Annotated in this window: 16 protein-coding genes and 1 pseudogene; 10 read left to right on the forward strand and 7 right to left on the reverse strand. The window is 46.7% G+C overall.

The window, feature by feature from the left end; translation table 11 throughout:
- Window positions 1-61 precede the first annotated feature (61 nt).
- A complete protein-coding gene (gene groL, locus Q369_RS0105780; RefSeq protein ID WP_031526863.1) occupies window positions 62-1,693 on the forward strand; it encodes a chaperonin GroEL in 1,632 nt (543 codons plus the stop codon).
- Between the two features lie 185 nt (window positions 1,694-1,878).
- Here groL and Q369_RS0105785 read toward each other — a convergent pair whose 3' ends face one another.
- Window positions 1,879-2,541 (reverse strand): ABC transporter ATP-binding protein, encoded by a 663-nt coding sequence (locus Q369_RS0105785; RefSeq protein ID WP_031526864.1) that lies wholly within the window; start codon window positions 2,539-2,541, stop codon window positions 1,879-1,881.
- 90 nt (window positions 2,542-2,631) lie between these two features.
- Here Q369_RS0105785 and sucC point away from each other — a divergent pair, with 90 nt between their 5' ends.
- The 3 genes and pseudogenes from sucC to Q369_RS29820 all read left to right on the forward strand — a co-directional run.
- Window positions 2,632-3,855 carry an ADP-forming succinate--CoA ligase subunit beta gene (gene sucC / locus Q369_RS0105790; RefSeq protein ID WP_031526865.1) on the forward strand — a complete coding sequence of 408 codons (1,224 nt, stop codon included), beginning with the start codon at window positions 2,632-2,634 and terminating at the stop codon, window positions 3,853-3,855.
- A 90-nt stretch (window positions 3,856-3,945) separates the two neighbouring features.
- Complete coding sequence (locus Q369_RS0105795; protein ID WP_031526866.1) at window positions 3,946-4,359, forward strand: HEPN domain-containing protein; 414 nt, start codon at window positions 3,946-3,948, stop codon at window positions 4,357-4,359.
- A pseudogene (locus Q369_RS29820) lies at window positions 4,332-4,532 on the forward strand (nucleotidyltransferase domain-containing protein); the annotation flags it as partial. The gene Q369_RS0105795 and the pseudogene Q369_RS29820, both read left to right, overlap by 28 nt.
- A gap of 119 nt (window positions 4,533-4,651) precedes the next feature.
- Here the strand turns inward: Q369_RS29820 and Q369_RS0105800 are convergent.
- The 3 genes from Q369_RS0105800 to Q369_RS0105810 all read right to left on the reverse strand — a co-directional run bounded on the left by Q369_RS0105800 (window position 4,652) and on the right by Q369_RS0105810 (window position 8,271).
- A complete protein-coding gene (locus tag Q369_RS0105800) occupies window positions 4,652-5,986 on the reverse strand; it encodes a GntP family permease (RefSeq protein WP_031526867.1) in 1,335 nt (444 codons plus the stop codon).
- Between the two features lie 10 nt (window positions 5,987-5,996).
- Window positions 5,997-7,148 carry an alpha/beta hydrolase family protein gene (locus tag Q369_RS0105805; RefSeq protein ID WP_031526868.1) on the reverse strand — a complete coding sequence of 384 codons (1,152 nt, stop codon included), beginning with the start codon at window positions 7,146-7,148 and terminating at the stop codon, window positions 5,997-5,999.
- A 247-nt stretch (window positions 7,149-7,395) separates the two neighbouring features.
- Window positions 7,396-8,271 carry a diacylglycerol/lipid kinase family protein gene (locus Q369_RS0105810; protein ID WP_031526869.1) on the reverse strand — a complete coding sequence of 292 codons (876 nt, stop codon included), beginning with the start codon at window positions 8,269-8,271 and terminating at the stop codon, window positions 7,396-7,398.
- A gap of 46 nt (window positions 8,272-8,317) precedes the next feature.
- On the opposite strand from Q369_RS0105810, the gene Q369_RS0105815 reads away from it, so the two are divergent.
- The 6 genes from Q369_RS0105815 to Q369_RS0105840 all read left to right on the forward strand — a co-directional run bounded on the left by Q369_RS0105815 (window position 8,318) and on the right by Q369_RS0105840 (window position 17,408).
- On the forward strand, window positions 8,318-9,376 hold the full coding sequence (locus Q369_RS0105815) for an App1 family protein phosphatidate phosphatase (protein ID WP_031526870.1): 1,059 nt from the start codon (window positions 8,318-8,320) through the stop codon (window positions 9,374-9,376).
- 77 nt (window positions 9,377-9,453) lie between these two features.
- Window positions 9,454-10,140 carry a response regulator transcription factor gene (locus Q369_RS0105820; protein WP_031526871.1) on the forward strand — a complete coding sequence of 229 codons (687 nt, stop codon included), beginning with the start codon at window positions 9,454-9,456 and terminating at the stop codon, window positions 10,138-10,140.
- Window positions 10,141-10,145: 5 nt separating this feature from the next.
- Entirely contained in the window at window positions 10,146-11,513 is a 1,368-nt protein-coding gene (locus tag Q369_RS0105825; protein ID WP_031526872.1) for a sensor histidine kinase, read from the forward strand.
- A gap of 106 nt (window positions 11,514-11,619) precedes the next feature.
- The gene (locus Q369_RS0105830; RefSeq protein WP_031526873.1) at window positions 11,620-12,867 is read left to right on the forward strand and encodes a TolC family protein; all 1,248 of its coding nucleotides are present in this window, start codon (window positions 11,620-11,622) and stop codon (window positions 12,865-12,867) included.
- A gap of 47 nt (window positions 12,868-12,914) precedes the next feature.
- On the forward strand, window positions 12,915-14,006 hold the full coding sequence (locus Q369_RS0105835; RefSeq protein WP_205624302.1) for an efflux RND transporter periplasmic adaptor subunit: 1,092 nt from the start codon (window positions 12,915-12,917) through the stop codon (window positions 14,004-14,006).
- Between the two features lie 285 nt (window positions 14,007-14,291).
- Window positions 14,292-17,408 carry an efflux RND transporter permease subunit gene (locus tag Q369_RS0105840; protein WP_031526875.1) on the forward strand — a complete coding sequence of 1,039 codons (3,117 nt, stop codon included), beginning with the start codon at window positions 14,292-14,294 and terminating at the stop codon, window positions 17,406-17,408.
- 72 nt (window positions 17,409-17,480) lie between these two features.
- Here Q369_RS0105840 and Q369_RS0105845 read toward each other — a convergent pair whose 3' ends face one another.
- Genes Q369_RS0105845 through rpoN form a run of 3 tightly spaced genes read right to left on the reverse strand, consistent with a single transcriptional unit; the run spans window position 17,481 to window position 21,891 of the window.
- Window positions 17,481-18,932 carry a hybrid sensor histidine kinase/response regulator gene (locus tag Q369_RS0105845; RefSeq protein WP_031526876.1) on the reverse strand — a complete coding sequence of 484 codons (1,452 nt, stop codon included), beginning with the start codon at window positions 18,930-18,932 and terminating at the stop codon, window positions 17,481-17,483.
- 24 nt (window positions 18,933-18,956) lie between these two features.
- Window positions 18,957-20,417, reverse strand: coding sequence for a sigma-54-dependent transcriptional regulator (locus Q369_RS0105850; protein WP_031526877.1), 1,461 nt, complete (start codon window positions 20,415-20,417; stop codon window positions 18,957-18,959).
- Window positions 20,418-20,448: 31 nt separating this feature from the next.
- Window positions 20,449-21,891: an RNA polymerase factor sigma-54 gene (gene rpoN, locus Q369_RS0105855; protein ID WP_031526878.1), complete on the reverse strand. Its 1,443-nt coding sequence runs from the start codon at window positions 21,889-21,891 to the stop codon at window positions 20,449-20,451.
- Window positions 21,892-22,006 lie beyond the last annotated feature (115 nt).

Below are 22,006 nucleotides of genomic sequence, written 5' to 3' on the forward strand. Positions count from 1 at the left end.
TCTGTCCGACATTATTATTCATTAAGTTTCTCTTAAAGTTTTTTCAAAATTATTAACTGTTATGTCTAAGAAAATATTTTTTGACACAGAAGCACGCGACAAGATTAAGAAAGGCGTGGACACATTGGCTGACGCCGTTAAAGTTACATTGGGACCTCGCGGTCGTAACGTGGTAATCGATAAGAAATTCGGTTCTCCAAGCATCACCAAAGATGGTGTTACTGTTGCCAAAGAAATTGACCTGAAAGATCCTATCGAAAACATGGGAGCTCAGCTGGTGAAAGAAGTTGCTTCTAAAACTGCTGACTCTGCTGGTGACGGTACTACTACTGCAACCGTATTGGCACAAGCTATCTACTCGATCGGTGTGAAAAACGTAGCAGCGGGTGCTAACCCAATGGATCTGAAACGTGGTATCGACAAAGCTGTTTCGATCATCGTTAAAGACCTTGAAGGACAGAAAAAAAATATCTCTACTTCCAAAGAAATCGCTCAGGTTGCTACTATTTCAGCAAACCATGACGAGGAAATCGGAAACATGATCGCTGAGGCGATGGAGAAAGTAGGTAAAGAAGGTGTAATCACTGTGGAAGAAGCACGTGGTACTGAAACAGAAGTTAAAACTGTGGAAGGTATGCAGTTCGACCGTGGTTACCTGTCTCCATACTTTGTAACAAACACAGAGAAAATGGAAGCTGAGCTGGAGCGTCCATACATCCTGATCTCTGAGAAGAAAGTTTCTTCAATGAAAGAATTGCTTCCTGTTCTGGAAGCAGTAGCTCAAACCGGCCGTCCTTTGCTTATTTTGGCAGAAGATGTTGACGGAGAAGCACTTGCTACATTAGTAGTAAACAAAATTCGTGGTGCATTGAAAGTAGCAGCTGTTAAAGCTCCTGGTTTTGGTGACCGTCGTAAAGCAATGCTGGAAGATATCGCGATCATCACTGGCGGTACTGTAATTTCAGAAGAGCGCGGTTTCAAATTGGAAAACGCATCTCTGGAATATCTGGGTACTTGCGAGAAAGCGATTATCGACAAAGACAATACAACTTTGGTGAACGGTTCAGGCAACTCTGAAGACATTCAGGGCCGCGTAAACCAGATCAAAGCACAAATTGAAAACACAACTTCTGATTACGACCGTGAGAAATTGCAGGAGCGTCTTGCAAAACTTTCAGGCGGTGTAGCTATCCTTTACATCGGAGCTGCAACTGAAGTTGAGATGAAAGAGAAAAAAGACCGCGTTGACGATGCATTGCACGCTACCCGTGCTGCTGTTGAAGAAGGAATCGTTGCTGGTGGTGGTGTAGCTTACATCCGTGCTACTGCTGCGCTGGAAGGCGTTGAAGGTTCTAACGAAGACGAGAAAACCGGTATCAATATCATCCGCGTTGCTTTGGAAGCTCCTTTGAGAACAATCGTTTCTAACTCAGGTCAGGAACCTTCGGTTGTTGTACAAAAAGTGAAAGAAGGAACCGGCGCTTACGGTTACAACGCTAAAGACAATGTTTACACAGACCTTCTTGAAGCTGGTATCATTGATCCTAAGAAAGTATCGCGTTTGGCTCTTGAAAACGCAGCATCTATCGCGGGCTTGTTGTTAACAACAGAATGCGTAATTGCTGACGAGCCAGAAGAAGCTCCTGCTGCTGGTGGCCACAGCCACGGTGGTGGAATGGGTGGAATGATGTAATTCCATTCTCATCTGATAAAAGAAAAACCGTCGGGATATCCTGACGGTTTTTTGTTGTCAATGAATTTTGAAATATCCGCTTGAAAACTTCCGGCGGCTATCTGCGCTACTCAACGTTATGAAAAACTCCTATTTAGACGTAAGTCGGGGAGTTTGGTCACATATTTTGAGCTAAATTTTTTTGATCACGAAAGCATACGTCCGTCCTGCATTACCAGCCGCCTGTCGGCCATTTCAGCTAGATCTTCGTTGTGGGTAACAATGATGAATGCCTGTCCGAATTCACTCCTTAGCTTGAAGAACAGCTGGTGCAGTTCCAATGCATTATGCGAATCAAGATTGCCGCTTGGCTCGTCGGCCAGTACAATGGCGGGGTTATTTAGAAGTGCCCTGGCCACTGCCACACGCTGCTGCTCCCCACCTGAAAGCTGCGAAGGTAAATGGTCCATTCTACTTGCTATACCCAGCAACGAAAGCAGCTCTTTGCCTCTGTCGATGATCTGCTTTTCACCGATATTTCCATTGATATAACCCGGCATACACACATTTTCGAGTGCTGTAAATTCGGCTAGCAAATTGTGAAACTGGAAAATAAAGCCGATTTTCTCATTCCGAAACCGCGCCAGGTCTTTGTCTTTCTGATTAAATACATTCACCCCGTCGATAATCACTTCCCCCGCTTCGGGCCTGTCCAAAGTCCCGAGAATGTGCAGGAAAGTACTTTTACCCGCACCCGACGGACCGACGATCGCTACTACTTCACCCTTCTTAACTTCCAGATCAATTCCCTTCAAAACCTGTAAAGAACCATAAGTGCGACGGATCCCGCTCGCCTGAAGTAAATTCATGATCTGATTGAAGATAATTGAGCGTATTCCTTCGCCCGTTTTGATTAATTCCTTAATTTGCCTCGAAAATACCAATTTACTTTTATACTCATGAATATTCACGAATATCAAGGCAAAAGCGTTCTTAAAAAATACGGTGTGCGTATTCAGGAAGGACTCGTAGCCGACACTCCCGATAAAGCGGTGGAAGTTGCACGCGAGTTGAGCCAGCAAACAGGCACCAAATGGTATGTAGTTAAATCTCAAATTCATGCCGGTGGCCGTGGTAAAGGCCGGATCGTTGGTACCGAGCAGCGCGGTGTAGCACTTGCGAAATCGGTGGAAGATGTCAGAACAATTTCAAACAATATTCTGGGTAAAGTATTGGTGACACACCAAACCGGGCCGGACGGAAAACGTGTAAATAAAGTACTTATCGCGGAAGACGTTTACTATCCAGGCGTGAGTGAGCCAAAAGAATACTATCTGTCTATCCTCCTGGACCGCGGCAGAAACTGCAATGTGATCATGGCCAGCACCGAAGGCGGTATGGACATCGAAGAAGTTGCTGAGCATACTCCTGAAAAAATTATGAAGGAATGGATCGATCCGAAAGTTGGATTGCAACCTTTCCAGGCTCGTAAGGTAGCTTTTGCGCTTGGATTGGAAGGCGATGCTTTCAAAGAAATGGTGAAATTCATCACTTCACTTTACAAAGCTTACGTAGAAAGTGATTCTTCGATGTTCGAAATCAACCCGGTTTTGAAAACATCTGACAATAAAATTCTTGCCGTTGATGCAAAAGTTGACTTGGATGACAACGCATTGTACCGTCACCCGGAACTGGCTGAAATGCGCGACACCAACGAAGAAGATCCTCTGGAAGTAGAAGCAGGTGCAAATAACCTGAACTATGTGAAACTGGACGGAAACGTAGGGTGTATGGTAAACGGCGCCGGACTTGCAATGGCGACAATGGACCTGATCAAGCTGTCTGGCGGCGAGCCTGCTAACTTCCTGGACGTTGGAGGTGGCGCAAATGCACGTACCGTAGAGGCAGGTTTCCGCATTATCCTGAAAGACCCAAATGTAAAAGCAATCCTGATCAACATCTTCGGTGGTATCGTTCGTTGCGACCGTGTTGCTGCTGGTGTTGTGGAAGCTTACAAGGCAATTGGCGAGATCCCCGTACCGATCATCGTTCGTCTGCAAGGAACGAATGCAGAAGAAGGCGCGAGAATTATCAATGAATCAGGACTGAAAGTTTATTCTGCGATTGAATTCAAAGAAGCTGCAGCGAAGGTTTCAGAGGTTCTGGCTGAACTGGGAGTTTAGAAAAATGAAAGCTTACAACAAAAAGGGTGGCCTGCGTGGCTACCCTTTTTCGTTTTCGTCAATTACTTAAATAAATCTATATTTTTGTAAATGGAGGAAGCGGCTTTCGACAAGAACAAAGTAATGGATTACTGGACTCAGAGTTCGGATGATGACTTTGAAACTATGATCGCGTTGTCCGATAGCAAACGTTATGCATGGAGCTTATTTGTTGGACACTTAATGGTAATGGCCGAAAAACTTCTTAAGGCGCTTTACGTGAAGGTCAACAATGAATTTCCGCCATTTACACACAATTTGCTGAGATTAGCTGAAAAGAGTGACATCGAACTCACAGAGGAAAAGAAACTGTTTCTTGTGTCAGTGACCGCCTTCAATATCAATGGACGGTACGATGATTATAAAATGAGCTTTCAGAAAACCTGCACGCAAGACTTTACAAGTGCATGGATTGGAAGACTAAAAGAAAACAGATTATGGATCAAGGAATTGATAAGATCATAGAACGCTTTGTTTCCAGTGTCTCCAAAACCCAACCGGGATTGGTCGGTGCCTATCTCTTCGGTTCCTATGCCAAAAACAACTTCCGTGCAGAAAGTGATATAGACATTGCACTGGTTATCGACCATCTTCCGGACAGTGAAAAGTTTAACACCCAGGTACGGCTAATGTTGCTGGCTACCCAGTTTGATTCAAGAATCGAGCCACATCCTATTTCGAAACAGGACCTGATGTCGTCCAACAATCCCTTTGCGGCTGAAATCAGAAGACCGGAATTGAATTTAAGTTGCAGTAATCATCCCAATATTAAATACAACACCATCGTAGCAGCAAAGCTGGCCACACCCTGCAAACCCGTCAGAATCGTATGCGTGCGGTACGTATCCCGGGCTGAAATTCCGGTAAACTGCGACACGACCCAAAACCAGGCATCATTCGTATGTGATACCACCATTGCACCGCTGCCCACTGCCATGACCACGAGCGTAATCTGAATGGGAGTAACAAAGCCCAGTGAAGCCAGTAAAGGCGCCAGGATACTGGTTGTTAAAACCATCGAAGAAGTAGTGGATCCCTGCGCTGTTTTGAAGAATGCAGCAATAAAAAACGCGATCAGCAGCATATAGCCGCCGCACATTTCATTTGTCAACAACCACTCGCTTACCATTCCTTTCAAATCGGTCTCTTTGAGGATCGCACCGAAAGCGCCGCCAGCGCCTACCAGCACAAGCGTAGTACCGCAATGCTCAATGCCGCTTTTAAAGCAGGACATCATACGCTCAGCGGCATTTTCAGGGAATAACGAATAACTGAAAAAGATTGCCAGCAGAAATGAAACCAGCGGGCTTCCGAAGAACTCCAGCCAAATAGTCCATTGCTGCGGGAAGTTGAGGATGCTGGCAAAAGAAGCAAGTGTGATCAGCAGAATGGGGAGCACAATTGGCATAAATGCTTTCCAGGCTGGTGGGAGCTTTCTTTCGGGTATTAACACAGGCTCCTCTACGGCTGCGTCGGTGGTAATCGCAATGTTTCGCGCGTACCTCTGAGCAAACCAGGTAGAGAGAAAGAGACTGGGTATTGACACAACCAGCCCCACCAGAATCACCAGCCCGACTGAGCTCGCTATGCCCAGGTTACCCGCCGCCGAAAGTGGCCCGGGAGTAGGCGGTATCAATGTATGTGTCGCAAAGAGTCCGCCTGAAAGCGACAACGCGATCGCAGTGAGCGGCTTGCCTGTTCGTTTGGCAACAATCTGATTGAGTTTATGTAAAATGATAAAGCCGGAATCACAAAAAACAGGAATACCCACAATTCCACCGATGACGGACATAGCAAATGCAGGATGTTTCTCGCCAAACAGCTTTAAAATCACATCAGCCACCTTAATAGCTGCGCCCGACTTATCTAATATTGCACCGATCACACAGCCCAGAATGACCATTAACCCGATTTTGGACATTAGTTCTCCAAAACCTTTTCCAATGGTCTCGGCAAGTTTGTCAATCGGAAGACCTGCAAATATCCCTACTCCTATTGCCGCCAGGAGCAGGCCCACCAGCGGATGGAGCTTGAACACGGTAGAACTGAGCACGATGAAAACGATTGCGGCAAATACGATGAAAATGATCATGAAAGCTGCGTTACAGGAGTTTCATCACAGCCTCGTCACCCATTACCGCATTGGCCGGCCGCGGGTGGGCTTCATTGAAAACTTCGAGTTCATTTTGGGTCAGTACCCTGGCAGGTGCTTCGTCGATGTTACCCTGAGCATCCGTCACCGATTTTAGATCCAGCTGGAGATGCTTTGCCATGAATGCATACATTGCTTTCCTCTTTGAAGGACCAAAATCGTGTTTTTCATCTGCCAGGTGGACAGCTTCGAGCCGGTCCGTTTTCCCGTACAAACCGTAGATATTTTTGATAAAAGGATATTCTACCTGTGGTGTATTCTTGGTCCAGTCGCCGCCGTCGGAGATCAGAATCATCGGGCGTGGCGCTGCTAATGCAGCTATCTCTACATTGTTGGTTTGATAATCGCCTTTTTTGTGAATGGGCATCCCACTTTCGCAGACGCAGCCTCCAAAGAAGTAAGCAGAAACCATTACAACCGGAACCGATACCTTTACGCGATCGTCCAATGCAGCCAGCAGGAAAGTTTGCGTGCCCCCGCCCGACTCGCCTGTAACAGCTATTCGCCCGGGATCAACGCCTGGAATGGAGAGCAGATAATCGAGTGAACGGATGCTATTGATCGTTTGCAGTTTTAGCGCCTTTGGCATTTTGTGCTCGCATTGCCTGGCATCTCCCTGCCCGACCATATCCCAAACAAAAACGATCGCACCCATTCTCGCCAGTGTCGCACAACGTTTCTGCGTTTGCTCCCGGAAACGCCCGTGCGGATTTTCACCGTGCCCGTGCGGTGCCAGGATACCTGCGTAAGATTGTTGTTTTTTGAGCGGCCGGTAAAGATTTCCCGTTACATAAATGCCCGGCATACTTTCAAATGCGACGCTTTCAATGGAATATCCATCCATTTCTTTCCGGCTGTGCACAATCGGCTTCGAAGTTGGTTTAGGAGGTAGAATTTGCAAGTCCATCCCTTCGCGGATCTGCTTCCTGATTTGCGCCGCCCGCGTTTCCCACGCCACCCTGGAAGTTACCTGATGTTTTTCAAGAAATTCCCTCCCCTGCTCCTCAGTAAAGTAAGCGCCCTGGCATAGCTCAATCGCTTGCGCTAAACTTTCAAGCTGAAACAAAAAAACAGCTGCTAATGCAAAAACAAGAGCTTTCATATGACGACGAAAAGAGTTAAGGTTTTAGCTCAAAAGGGCATTTGTTCGCAGGGATACTGTTCTGGCGGTTAGCTGTTAGCCATTTGCTATTAGCTGTTAGCAGCTACTGGCGGTTCCTGCCTTAATTATTAAATAACCTTAGTCCTCACCAGGGATAATACTAGCGACAAGATCGCCAATAACAACACTGATCAAAAAAGCTAACAGCTAAAAGCCGATAGCTGACTGCCGACCGCCGATAGCCGACTCACAACACCGCCACCTTTACATACTTCTCAATAATATGTGCCTCGGCGCGGCTTACTGTGCCTTTATATTCTCCGTCAATTTGGAAATGGGCTTCTTTATCCAGGCATTCTATCACGGCATGTTTAACCGATATGACCTTCATGATTTCGGGATTGAAATCGGTGTTGCCTGCGAGGATCTTGGCGGTTTCGATGAAGTCAAGCTTTTTTGCGATCACGAGTTCAAAAAACCCGTCGGACATATCTCCCATCGGATTGATGGTTACGCCGGTACCATATTTCTGTGCATTCGCGATAATGACGATCAATGCATCAGTTTCTATTACTTCGTCTGGTGTGGTGATCCTGGCTGTAAAGTTTTCATGCTCGCTGAGTGTTTTCAGCATTTCTCGCGCATAACCCAGCTTACCGCGTGTTTCGCTGTTCTCATAATTTTTCACCAACAATGCATTTAATCCTAGATCGCTCAAATGTAGGCTGATATCTCCATTGATCGACACTGCGTCCATGTGCATGATATTGTTTCCGAAAGCAACATCCATTGCCTGGTCGATAGAGCCGGAGAGCCCAAAATCAACCGACAGCCCATTGGCAGAACCGGCCGGAATAATACCCATAATTACATCTAAACCATATACTGCCTGTGCTACCAGCGAAATTGTTCCGTCCCCTCCGGCTACCAGAACCCGCTCCGGCTTTATCTCCCTGACCATAGCCCGGATTACCTCCATATCATCTTCCCCGGTGGTAGGATACATGCGCAGCTCATACCCCTCGGCCTGTGTTTTTTCAATGGATTTTTCGAAAATAACATCCTTGTTAACATCGCCGGAGATCGGATTAACAACCAGCAAAACTTTTCGTTCTGAAAACATATTGGCTAAATTAGGGTCTTAAAGTCTAAGTGGGTTAAAGATAGTTATGAAACGTTGTGACTTAAAACTGTATCGCGGCTATGCGAATAAAACGGAACTGGTGGTTTTTGGACATGTTGTTAGAAAGTATCCTTCCGGAGATCGTAAATACACGCGCAGCGGTTTCCGTTACGCCAGAACGATCATTGAGCTGTTCTCCATTAAAACCATTCCGTTCCTGAAAGTAGTACTGAAAGTAGGCAATCTGACTGCGGAAACGACTGCCGAGGAAGACGGATATTTCAGGTTCCAGGTACCATTTACCGAGGCCATGCCCAGCGGCTGGCATAACTATGAAGTGACTGTTGATGAGGAGGTAAATGGAATAAAGTACGAGGCAAGCAGCACAGAGGAGTTTTTCCTTCCTTACAAAACTTCTTACGGACTTATTTCAGATATCGACGATACATTTCTGATCTCGCACAGCCGCCGCTCTTTTCGAAAACTTTTCGTGTTACTGGCCAGGAATGTACAGGCGAGAAAACCATTTGATGATGTGGTAAAACATTACCAGCTCCTCTCATTTGCCAGTCGCACCCATCCGCAGAAAGAGAGCAATATCTTCTTCTATGTGTCGAGCAGTGAATGGAATTTGTATGATATGATCGTCCGTTTCGCGGAGCTGAATGGACTTCCGAAAGCGATTTTGAAATTGAAAAAGATCAAGTCCGGGCTCGACGATTTTGTGATGACAGGTGCGGGTTCGCATTTACATAAGCTGAGGAAAATTCATAATATCATAAATTTTTACCCCGAGCTGCAATTTATTTTACTGGGCGACGATTCGCAGAAAGATCCGGAAATCTATGACGAAATCTGCCGGACTTTCCCTTCCAATATCCGCGCTGTTTACATCAGGCAAACCAGGAAACGGAGCAGGCCCGACACAACCGTTTTCCTAAAAAGTATCCAGGAACAAGGCATAGACACCTGCTACTTCGCCCACAGCAACAAAGCGATCATCCATTCTCTTGAACAGGGAATCGTATTCCAGACACCCGAAGAGCCACTTACCGAAATCATTCCAAAAGAAATTATTGAAAATCAATCCCCAAAAACACCTTAACAGGTTACGATCAATTTCTATCAATGGAAATATCACACATTCGACCAGGCGCTCACGTGCTTTAACCTGAGGGAAATATGAAAAAAATACTGATTGTCGAAGATGACCGCAGAATTGCCCAGAATATCTTTCGCGGACTTGCTGCAGAACATTTCGAAGCGGAAATCGCGTACGACGGGATTACCGGAAAGCAGCTCGCGCTCGACAAGAAATTTGACCTGGTGTTACTGGATGTGAACCTGCCCGGGATGAAAGGATATGAAGTTTGTCAGCAAATAAGAATCTACAAGCCCGCGCTGCCCATTATCATGCTTACAGCTTACGGTGAGGTCGAAGACAAGATCGAAGGCTTGAACCGGGGGGCCGACGATTACATCGTGAAACCATTTGATTTTCGCGAACTGCTTGCCCGCATCAATGCGGCGCTTCGCGTTTCGGTGCTCAACAATCCCGAAACCTCAGATAAAGTATTGCGGATTGCAGATCTTGAAATGAACCTCGGGACCAAGCAGGTCAAACGTGCCGGGAATGCGATCGACCTGACTGCAAAGGAATTTGCATTGCTCGAATACTTCCTGCAGCACCGCGGCCGTGTGGTATCCAAAATGGACCTGGCAGAGCACGTCTGGCACCTTAACTTCGATCCCGGTACCAATGTAGTAGAAGTGTATATCAACTATTTACGCAAGAAAGTAGATAAGGATTTTCCCGTAAAACTGATCCACACGCGCCCGGGAATGGGTTATGTCATGAAAGAAGAGTAAATGCTATGAAAATAAAAGACCGGATCGCATTGCAGTTCACGCTACTTGTAGCGGCAATACTTCTTTTGTTTTCATTCGCCATTTACAGTGTATCTGAGCATTACCGCCAGGAAGAATTTTACGATCGCCTGAAAAGCCGGGCTCAAACTACCTGCCGCCTGCTTGTAAAAGTGAAGGGTATCGACAAAGATCTTTTGAAAGCGATAGACCAGAATACGCTGTCGGAGATGCTCGATGAAAAGGTTTTAATCTTTGACAGCGAGAACGAGATGATCTATTCCAGTGTCGACGACAAGCTGCTGACTTACCAGAAATCGCTGCTGGACGAGGTGAGGGAGAATAAATACATTGAATTTCACCAGGGAGAAAACGAGGTGATCGGGCTGCTTTACCAGGACGACAGTGACCCGCTTGTGGTGCTGGCTTCGGCTTACGACACATTCGGCCACAGCAAACTTGATAACCTTGAAAATACATTGGGTTGGGGTTTGCTCGCGGGTATTGCCATCACGGTGATACTGGGCATTTATTTCGCCGGAAATGCATTGCGTCCGATCAACCGGATCAACGGACAGGTTTCACTCATTACGGCACAGAACCTTTCGCAGCAGCTGGATGAAGGAAACCGGAAAGATGAAATCGCCCAGCTCGCCATTAACTTCAATACCGTTCTCGACCGGCTTAACAAGGCTTTTGAACAACAAAAAAGCTTCGTATCCCACGCGTCTCACGAGTTGCGGACTCCGCTGGCTGCATTGAAGTCGGAGATCCAGCTCGGTCAGCGTTTTACGAGGAACAATGAAGAGCTGAAAGAAGTATTTGCCAACCTGTTCTCTGACACGGAAAGGTTGATCAACATTACCAACAGTTTATTATTCCTCGCGCGTTCGTATGAAAGTACGGCTAACCTTAAAATGGCCGCCATTCACCTCGAAGATCTTGCATTCCTGGCAAAGGAAGAACTGCTCACCTCCCACCCTGAATACCACGTTGACATTGATTACGAGCGCATTCCCCAACATGAGAATGAAACCGTAATCCGTGGGAATGAAGAATTGTTAAAGCGGGTTTTCTCAAATCTGCTTGATAACGCGTGCAAATATTCCTCCGATCACCGTGCGCAGATGATCATTTCAACGGATTCGAAATCCTGCTCGGTAAAAGTGAGGGACAAAGGTATCGGCATCAGTAAAGAAGACTTACCCCGGATTTTTGACCCGTTTTTCCGCTCATCCGAAGCTGCCGAGCTGCCGGGCTTCGGGATTGGACTGTCGATATGCCAGCGCATCGTGGAACTGCATCAGGGTACCATTTCAGTTACCAGCGAAATGGGTGTTGGCAGTGAGTTCCGGGTTCAGCTCAGTCATGTGTAGGTCGCGGTTTCAGCCCACCTTTCTTTCTTTCTAATTTTTTTCTAACCTTATTTTAAGGCTGCTGTAATACTGGCATCCGAATATCGCATGTTCTAACTCAGAAAACATGCGAACCTACATAATCGGGCTGCTCATTTTAATATCAGGCAGTTTACGCGCACAAGATACCCTCAGGCTTTCTATCCGGCAGGCCGACAGTCTTTTCCTCCAAAACAACCTTGAATTACTCGCCGAGAAATACCAGATCGAAATTGCAAAGTCGATTGAAATTCAGGACAGGCTCTGGAACAATCCTACGTTCGGTGTCGAGATCAGCGCTTACAATCCGTCGCGGGGCGCATTTGATGTCGGTAAAAACGGGCAGAAAGCACTTACGATCTCACAGCTGATCACCCGCGCCGGCAAGCGCAACAAACAAGTAGCCCTGGATGTGGAAAGTACCCGCAAGAGCGAATACCAGTTTTACGACCTGATACGTACCCTCAAATTTGAGCTTCGTCAAAACTTCTTTGAGACTTATTATCTGGAACAAACGATCGCATTGTATGATACCCAGATCAACACACTTACAACCACAGTCAGTGCTTTTCAGAAGGAATATGAGCGAAAAAACATTTCCCTGAAAGAAGTGGTACGCCTGAAAGCGCTGCTGTTTCAGCTCACAAACGACCGGGCCGATATCCTCTTCGAACTTCAGGAAAATCAGCGCAATCTCCGGACGCTGCTCAACACCAACCGCCCCGTGAAGTCTGTAGTCGACAGCTCGGACATTCGCAGGTACCAGCTTGACAGGTATACCCCAGCCGCATTAAAGGACAGAGCATTACAAAGCCGCGCCGATCTGAAAGTAGCGCAATCACAGACCAAAGAAGCGGAACTCAATTACCTGCTGCAAAAAGCACTGGCTGTGCCGGATATCGAAGTTGGCGCAGTTTACGACCAGGCGAGTAATTATGTCAATCATTATTTTGGTATAAATGCGGCGATTACTTTACCCTTTTTCAACCGAAACCAAGGGAACATCAGAGCTGCCAAAAGCAACATCAGTTACTTCAAAACTGCCGAAAATGCACGTCAGAACAGCGTAGGCAACGAAGTTGACGCTGCAATCCAGAAAGTCGACATTGCCGAAAAAGCCTACCAGAGTGTTGAGAACCAATTTACAGATCAGTTCCAGCTACTCAGCAGCGGCATTTACGACAACTTCCAGAAAAGAAACATAACCCTCCTCGAATTCATCGATTTTATTGAAACCTACAACGAAAGCATCCGGGAATACAACCGGCTGCAAGCCGACCGCATTAAGGTATACGAAGAGCTGAACTACGTGGTCGGAGAAGAACTATTCAACTGATAATCACACAAAATCGAACAATTTAATGGCCAGGCCACTTTGAGAAAATGATCAGAAATCTAATTTACTCCGCCGTACTTGCCACGATGGGCCTAAGCTTTGCGGGTTGCGAGAAAAAGCAGGCAGATGCCGAAGAGTCGAAAGCATTTATGCTGTCGGATACCATGATGAGCCGCATTAAGCTGGATACTGTCCGCACGGAGCCGGTCCGCAATGAGCTGACGCTGGTTGGCAAGGTGGTACCCGATGAAAACCGCGTCATTAAAGTATACCCGCTCGTAGGCGGCAATGTGGAAGAAGTGGATGTTGAGCTTGGGGATAACGTCCGCAAAGGCCAGAAGCTTGCAGTGATACGCTCCGGTGAAGTAGCTGATTTCGAGCGGCAAATGATCCAGGCCCAGTCAGATCTGCTGGTAGCACAGAAGAATCTTTCTTCTACCGAGGATCTGTTCGAAAGCAAGCTTGTCCCCGAGCGCGATGTGATATCGGCGCGTCAAATGGTTGATAAAGCGCAGGCTGAGCTGGGCCGGGTGAAGGAGATCTTTTCCATTTATGGTTTGGGCAAATCCACCAACTATACTGTCAAATCTCCGATAGATGGTTTCATAATCGACAAGAATGTAAATCGCGGCATGCAGCTGCGGTCCGACAACTCCGAAAGCCTTTTCACGGTGGGACAAATCGCTGACGTGTGGGTAATGGCCAATGTGAATGAAAGCGACATTCCAAGGATCAAGCTCGGTATGCCCGCAGAAGTGCGCACGATCAGCTTCTCCGATGAAATTTTCAAAGGTAAGGTGGATAAAATCTACAATGTGCTTGATCCTGATACCAAAGCGATGAAGATTCGCATTCAGCTCCAAAATGTAGGCTTCAAGCTCAAACCCGAAATGCACGCGACGGTCAGCCTCAACTTCGAGGAAGGCAGCGAAATGCAAGCAATTCCTTCTCAGGCAATCATATTTGACAGAAGTAAGAACTGGGTAATGGTTTACCACGGCCGAAGCAAGATCGAAACCCGCCCCGTAGAAGTGTACCGTTCACTAGCCAATCGCACCTACATCAAATCCGGCCTTAAACCAGGAGAAACCGTCATTTCAAAGAACCAGCTACTGGTGTATGATGCGTTGAATGACTAGGAGAGGTTAATGTTGAATGATTGAGTGATTGAATGATTGAATAGTTTCAATTAGTGAATGAGCGAATTAGTGAATGAGTGAGTTTTTAAATCTTGAATGATTTTAGTTGCGAATGGGCTTGTTTGCCGACTGTTAATTCTCAACATCTTACCAGTTAATCACCATTCAATAACCCACAATTAGCTCCCATTCCTCCGCAATCCATTCGGTCATTCAAAATTCATTCACTCATTCACTCATTCACTCATTCACTCATTCACTCATTCACTCATTCAAAATTGATCCATGAATAAATTCATCAGAGGAATTGTTGGCTTTTCTTTGAAAAACCAGTTCTTCATATTTTTCCTGACTGGGCTGCTGATTGTGGCTGGTGTGGTTAGTTATCGTGAAACGCCGCTGGAAGCGTTTCCGGATGTGACGAATACTCAGATCATTATTGTAACACAATGGAATGGACGCAGCGCCGAAGAGATTGAACGCTTTGTGACGGTTCCGATCGAAGTGGCGATGAACTCGGTCCAGCAGAAGTCGAATGTGCGCAGTACTACCATGTTTGGCCTGAGCATTATCAAGATCATTTTCGATGATGGTGTGGAGGATTTCTTTGCCAGGCAGCAGGTCAATAATCAGCTCAGGAACATTTCGCTTCCCGAAGGCGTGGAACCGGACGTGCAGCCGCCTTACGGACCTACCGGCGAGATTTTCAGGTTTACATTAAAAAGCAAAGATCGCGACAGCCGCGAGCTTTTGACCCTACACAACTGGGTGATCGACAGACAGCTGCGCAGTATTCCCGGCGTGGCGGACGTGGTTGCATTCGGTGGCCGTGAGAAGATTTACGAAGTGCAGGTTAACCCTACCAAACTCGTCAAATACAACATAACCCCGCTGGAAGTTTATCAGGCAGTTTCCAAGAGCAATATCAATGTAGGCGGTGATGTGATTGAGAAAAACGGGCAGGCATATGTGGTAAGGGGCATTGGTCTGCTCAATTCCATTGCTGATATTCAGAATATTATTGTCGAATTCGTGAAGGACAATCCCGTGCTTGTAAAGGATGTGGCCGATGTCCGCGAATCAGATATGCCACGCGTCGGTCAGGTGGGCCTGGATCAGAATGACGATGTTGTTGAAGGTATTGTGGTGCAGCGTAAGGGAGAAAACCCAAGTGAGGTACTCGCGCGTATAAAGGATAAGGTGAATGAGCTGAATACCAAAATCCTTCCCCCGGATGTCAAAATGGTAACGTTTTACGACCGTGACAATCTTATTGAATTCTGTGCACGTACAGTGAAGCACAACCTGCTCGAAGGGATTGTGCTCGTAACAGTAATCGTGTTCATTTTCATGGCCGACTGGCGCACTACGGTTATTGTCTCGATCATCATTCCCCTTGCACTCCTCTTTGCATTTATGTGCCTGAAACTAATGGGTATGTCAGCCAACCTGCTTTCCATGGGCGCTATTGATTTCGGTATCATTATCGATGGAGCTGTGGTAATGGTGGAAGGTATATTCGTTGCCCTGGATCATCTGGCGCATAAAAATGGAATGGACCGGTACAACAAGCTGTCCAAACTCGGACTGATAAAGAGGACAGGCGGCGAGCTTGGCAAGGCGATCTTTTTCTCCAAACTGATTATTATCACCGCATTGATCCCGATTTTCAGCTTCCAGAAAGTGGAAGGCAAAATGTTTACACCTCTTGCCTTCACGCTTGGCTTCGCGCTCCTCGGCGCCTTAATGTATACGCTAACGCTCGTTCCGGTCCTCTGCTCTATCCTGCTCCGAAAGAATGTGCGCGAGAAAAGTAACCCGATCGTTCGCTTTTTCGACAATACCGTTAGTCGGGGCTTCGAATGGTGTTATGCAAGAAAAAGGGTCAGCGTGTTGTTCGCGATGATTTTCCTGGCTGTGTCTCTATTTTCAGCCAAATTCCTCGGTACTGAATTCCTGCCGACCCTGAATGAAGGTGCGCTTTGGGTGGAAGCAAAAATGCCGATGAGCAGCTCTCTGAATGAAACGATCAAGATGGTGAGCATTCTCAGAGGAAAATTGAATGAATTTCCTGAGGTAAATGGCGTGCTGTCGCAAACAGGACGCTCCAATGACGGCACTGATCCATCCGGCTTCTACTATGTGCAAATGCAGGTGAATTTGAAACCGAAAGAAGAATGGAAACGCAAGATCACGCAGGATCAGCTTATTGAGGAAATGGACAAAAAGCTCAAACAATTCCAGGGCATTAACTATAACTACTCGCAACCCATTATCGACAATGTGGCCGAGGCAGTAGCGGGTATGAATGCGAGTAATGCGGTCAAGATCTATGGTGATGATCTGGAAGAACTGAACAATAAAGCCAACGAAGTCCTGGAAGCAATCAAGGATGTACCGGGAATCAAAGATGTCGGTATTCTGAGAAATATCGGCCAGCCGGAAGTCAGCGTAATTTTGCACGATCACAAAATGGCACAGTACGGGGTGAGCATTTCTGATGCACAGGCAGTAATTGAAATGGCAATCGGCGGAAAAACAGCATCGATTCTTTACGAAGGCGAGCGCAAGTTTGATATCCGCCTGCGTTACGAAGAGCAATACCGACGGACGGTCGACGATATCCAACAGCTCATGGTACCTACGCTGACAGGTGGTAAGATACCGCTCAAAGAAATCTCCTCCATCCGCACGGTTACCGGGCCCGCATTTGTGTACCGCGACAATAACAAAAGATTTATCGGTGTCAAGTTCTCCGTTCGTGAACGTGACCTGGGAAGCACGATCGCCGATGCTCAGAACCGCGTGAAACCGCTGCTAAAAAACCTGCCGAAAGGTTACTCTGTTAACTGGTCAGGCGAGTTTGAAAATCAGGTGCGTGCCACTGCGCGGCTCGGTCAGGTGGTACCCATCAGTCTGGTCGGAATATTCATCCTTCTTTTCATCATGTTCAGCAATGCGAAAGATGCGGGACTGGTGCTGGTCAACGTACCGTTTGCGCTCATCGGAGGTATCCTGGCTCTGCACGTCACGCACATGAACTTCGGGATTTCCGCAGGCGTAGGGTTTATCGCCTTATTCGGCCTTTGTGTTCAGAATGGTGTTATCCTGATTTCGGTATTCAACAAAAACCTGGCTTCCCGAATGTCGCTGGACGACGCGATCCGGGAGGGAGTTAAGTCACGGATCAGGCCGGTGATTATGACTGCATTGATGGCAGCGATCGGCTTGCTCCCGGCTGCTACTTCAACCGGAATCGGTTCGGAAACACAAAAGCCGCTCGCCATTGTAGTGATAGGCGGATTGATCACCGCGACCGTGCTGACCTTATTAATTTTCCCGATCATTTACGGTTTTTTCAATCGTAAACAAAAGGGAGCGTACGTAAATACGAGATCCTGAAAGTTGCGGTAAGGCTTATACGCGCATTACCCCACCAAAACAAAAGTGACTGCCTGGGCCACATCAAGCTGGTCAGGCGGTTGCTTCGGCGGTTGAACTGTTGAGCTTGAAGCTGATCGTAAAAGTAGTGCCCACGCCCACTTCCGACTGCACGTCAATGCGACCGTGGTGCGCGTGAATAATGCTCATAGTAGTAGACAAGCCTATCCCCATTCCATTGTTTTTACCAGTAAAATAAGGTTCAAAAATCTTGTCCATGTGCTCTTCGCTGATCCCCGATCCATTATCCATGAAGATCACCTGAATGCTATCTCCCTGATTTTTAGTGTAAATGCGCAATATCCCTTTATCCTCTTCCATTGCCTCAATCGCATTGGTAATCAGATTAAGAAAAGCCATTTGAAGGGAAACAGGATCGAGCGGAATCGAAAGATCTTCTTCGGCAAAGTGGTTGACGATCTGAATGCGTTTCAGCTGCACACGGTCAAGTGCAGCACCGATTGCCTGATTTAAAACCAGATGCACAGAGTTGTCAACAAGCTCGATATCCGCCGAGGTAGAAGGCTGCAATAGCTGCGAAATCAGATCATTGATCCGCGTACAGTTACGCTTGATGATTTGTGTATAGAATTTCTGGTCTTCGTCCGTCAGCTCCATTTCCAGCTGCTCGGCCGAGAGGTTAACGTTCGTCAGGGGGTTCCGTACTTCGTGGGCCAGCATGCGCACAAGCCGACCTGTAACTGCCATTTTCTCTGAAAACAGGCGCTCTCTTTCCGATTGCTTTCTGGCAGTCATATCATGCAAACGGCCCTGTATGTACGGATGATCTTCGTCTATTTCGACAGAAGCAGAAAAGAGGCAATACTTTTTATCGCCGTCCTTCGTAAGCAATTTTACTTCCTGATCGTGGATTGTATGCTCTTTGATGTTTTTCCACAGTGCCGGAAAGTGCGGCTCTTCGATCAGGTCAACTATGTTTTTGAATTTAAGGTCTTCCTCCGAATACCCCGTCAGCGAGCCGGCGGATGCATTCAGGTCGATGATATTACCGGCGAGGTCGCTGATAAACAAGAAGTCGTTTGATTCTTCAAAAATACGGCGATACCTTCTTTCGCTGTGCTTCAAAGCCTTCATCACCGATGTTCTTTCAAGTGCATATCGAATGCTCCTTTCCAGCTTTTCGGCGTCGAGCTCGCTTTTGATCAGGTAATCTGCTGCACCCAGGCGCAATGCTTCTACCGCGATTTTGGTATCTCCTTTTCCTGTCAGCAGAATGATCGGCTCCTCGCATTCAAACTGGCACGCAAGGTCGATCAGATCTATACCTGTACTTTCTCCCAACAGATAGTCGAACAGGTACAGATCGTATTTTTTAGTCTTGATCTCATTCTGCGCATCCCTGAATGTAGAACACCAGGTAATGTCGAACTTCCAGTTTACCAGGTCGCTGAAATACTCCCGGGTAAGAAAATAATCGTCTTCGTCGTCGTCGACAAGAAGTACCTTAATCGTTTTGTTATTCATTATGCATTAACCCGCCGGATCTGACTAAATATCAAATTGCTTCATTTTGTTGTAAAGCGTCTTCCTGTCAATGTTCAGCAAACGGGCTGCTTTACTTTTATTGAAGTTAACGTCCCTTAAAACCTGCATGATCATATCGTACTCCGCCTCGTTCGCAACAGTTTTCAAGCTCGGCTTTGAATCTTCGCCTTCCAGTGTGTCCACAATTGTAGCGGCTGGTGTTACGGCCGCCGGTTCTTCGTCCAGGTCTTTCAGTCTCCGGTAGTTTACGATTTCAAACGGAAGTGCTTTTTCCTCAATCAATTCTCCGTCGGAAAGCAGCGTCGCTCTTTTGATCACATTCTTTAATTCCCGCAGGTTACCCGGCCAAGAATAGTGAAGGAAATCACTTTTTACTTCTTCCGAGAATCCAACTACATTCTTGTTCAGCTCTGCATTGGTTGTATCCAGGAACGAGTTGGCAAACAGCATCAGATCGTCTTTCCTGTTTCTGAGCGCAGGTACTTCGATCGTGAACTCGTTGAAACGGTAATACAAATCTTCCCGGAACTTGCCATTCTTGGCAGATTCAAGAAGGCGCTCGTTACTCGCTACGATTATACGTACATCAAGTTCTATTTCTTTCGAGCCGCCTATTCTTCTCATCTTTCGCTCCTGCACCACGCGGAGTAATGCAACCTGGATTTCGTATGACAAGTTAGAAACCTCGTCAAGGAACAGGGTACCTCCGTTAGCCAGCTCAAAGTGGCCGATTTTGGTTTGCAATGCGCCTGTAAATGATCCTTTTTCGTGACCAAATAATTCGCTACCAGCCAGTTCCTTTGAAATGGCACCACAGTCCATTGCCACAAAAGGCATATCTTTCCGGCGTGAACGGTTGTGAATTTCCTGTGCGATCGCCTCTTTTCCCGAGCCGCTTTCACCGTAGATAATCACGCTGAAATTTGTAGGCGCAACCAGGTCGACCTGTTTGAAAAGATTGTCCGAAACGTCGCTGTTACCCATGATGTAGCCCGCCTTTGTCCGGGAATGCATCTTTCTGGTAGGCTTCGCGGTCGTTGTTTCAGAAGGTGAGCCGGGCGTTCCGGAATAAGAATATTCCTGCTCGTCATTCTGTGAAGATTCGGCGTCGGCCAAAGCTTTTTTAACCGTTACCAGGATTTCATCCGGAAAAAGCGGTTTGGTGATATAATCATAAGCACCGGCCTTCATCACGCTGACCGCCACTTTGATATCTGAATAGCCCGTTATGATCAAAACCGGCACATGTGGCCTTTTGGATTTGATAGCCGTCAGCAGTTCCGTTCCGGTAATATCCCCGAGCCGGAAGTCCGTCATGACCAGGTCAGGCGAGATCGACTCGATCAATGCAAGACCATCTTTGCCGTTCTGTGCTGTTTCAACTATGAAATCATTCTTGGACAAAAATCTCTTCAACAGAAAACAAATATCTGCCTCATCATCAACAACAACTATTTTTTTCATGCCAGGTTTCTAGGGCTTAACTTAATCAGTTTTATATGGTAACTCTTAATCTCGCAGTCGGAATGTTCAATTGTTCACGGTATTTGGCAACCGTTCTTCTCGCGACTGAGTAGCCCTTTTCGGAAAGCATATCTGTAATCTGCTGATCGTTATAAGGGTGCCGCTTGTCTTCGTCCAGCACAATCTCGCGGATCGCTTCCTGGATTTCCCGGTTTGAAACCTCAGTACCGTCTTCATTTGTAACTCCTTCTGTAAACAGATCTTTCAGCAAAACAATCCCAAATGGTGTCTGCACATATTTGTTGGTGGTAACACGTGATACTGTTGAAATATCCATGTCAATGATCTCGGCTACATCTTTCAGGATCATCGGCCGCAGCTTTTTCACATCACCCGATTGAAAATAGTCATATTGCAGCCTTACAATGGCTTTCAATGTGCTGAGCATCGTATTCTCACGCTGCTTGATGGCATCGATAAACCATTTCGCAGAGTTCATTTTATTTTTCAGGAACTGGTTCGTCGCCTTGTCATTCTTCTGCTCAGCCATTTGCGTAAAAACCTTATTCAGTTTCAATGCAGGGCTGTTTCCCCAGGTAAGCTGTACTTCAATTTCTCCGTCTTCGGTATACCAGAGCATAAAGTCAGGCTTAATGCTCTCGTTGACGATCGAATCGTTGCGAAGTCCGGAGGCGGGCTTGGGATTAAGTGTGGTAATCAGCTGAACTGCCTTTTTCAGGGATTCTTCGTCCAGCCCGGTAATGCGCATGATCTTGTCATAATTGCGCGACCCAAGCTCATCGAATGCGTCGCTGACAATGCGGTATGCCCATTTCCATGTTTCATTCTGATTCTCCATCCGGTTGAGCTGAATCAGCAGACATTCCCGGAGGTCACTAGCCGCGATCCCGGCGGGATCAAGCTGCTGGATCACTTTCAGCATCAGGTTCACCTCTTCCGTGTCGATGAACATGCTGTTTGCAAATGAAATATCGTCTGCTATTACCTCGCTTTCACGTCTGAGAAATCCATCTTCGTCCAGCGAGTCGAGGATAAAATCTGCTATCAGCTGCTGTCTTTCGTCGAGTCTCAGGAAATGCACCTGCTGCTTTAAATCGTCGCGAAAGGAGATCGACTCCACCATCGGCCTGGTGTATAGCTCATTATCGGCCGACTGGTTATTTGCATACGTTTTGTAATCCGGAATATCATCGTCCCTGAACTCGTCCCAATCGTAATAATCCTGTACGGAAGTATCATCCCCTGAGCCCGAGTCCGAAGGTTCGTCGAAATCGTCTGCCGTTTCTTCTGCGGCATTCTCTTCTTTACCTTCTTCCAGAATAGGGTTTTCCTCTAATTCCTCTTTAATTCTTTGTTCAAGCTCCATTGTCGTCAAATGCAATAAATTCAGCATTTGAATCTGCAATGGAGAGTATTTTAAGGTCTGCCTTTGCGTCTGCGTCTGTCTTTGCATAGAGCAAGTAAGGGTAAAATGGTAATTCTCTTTATGCTTTAAATTTACGACTCTTTATTCAATCTTCCTGTAAGGCACAACCGCGATTGCAAAGATTGCGTAGTTATTTCCACAG

The sequence above is a fragment of the Dyadobacter crusticola DSM 16708 genome, assembly GCF_000701505.1.
Lineage (GTDB): Bacteria > Bacteroidota > Bacteroidia > Cytophagales > Spirosomataceae > Dyadobacter > Dyadobacter crusticola.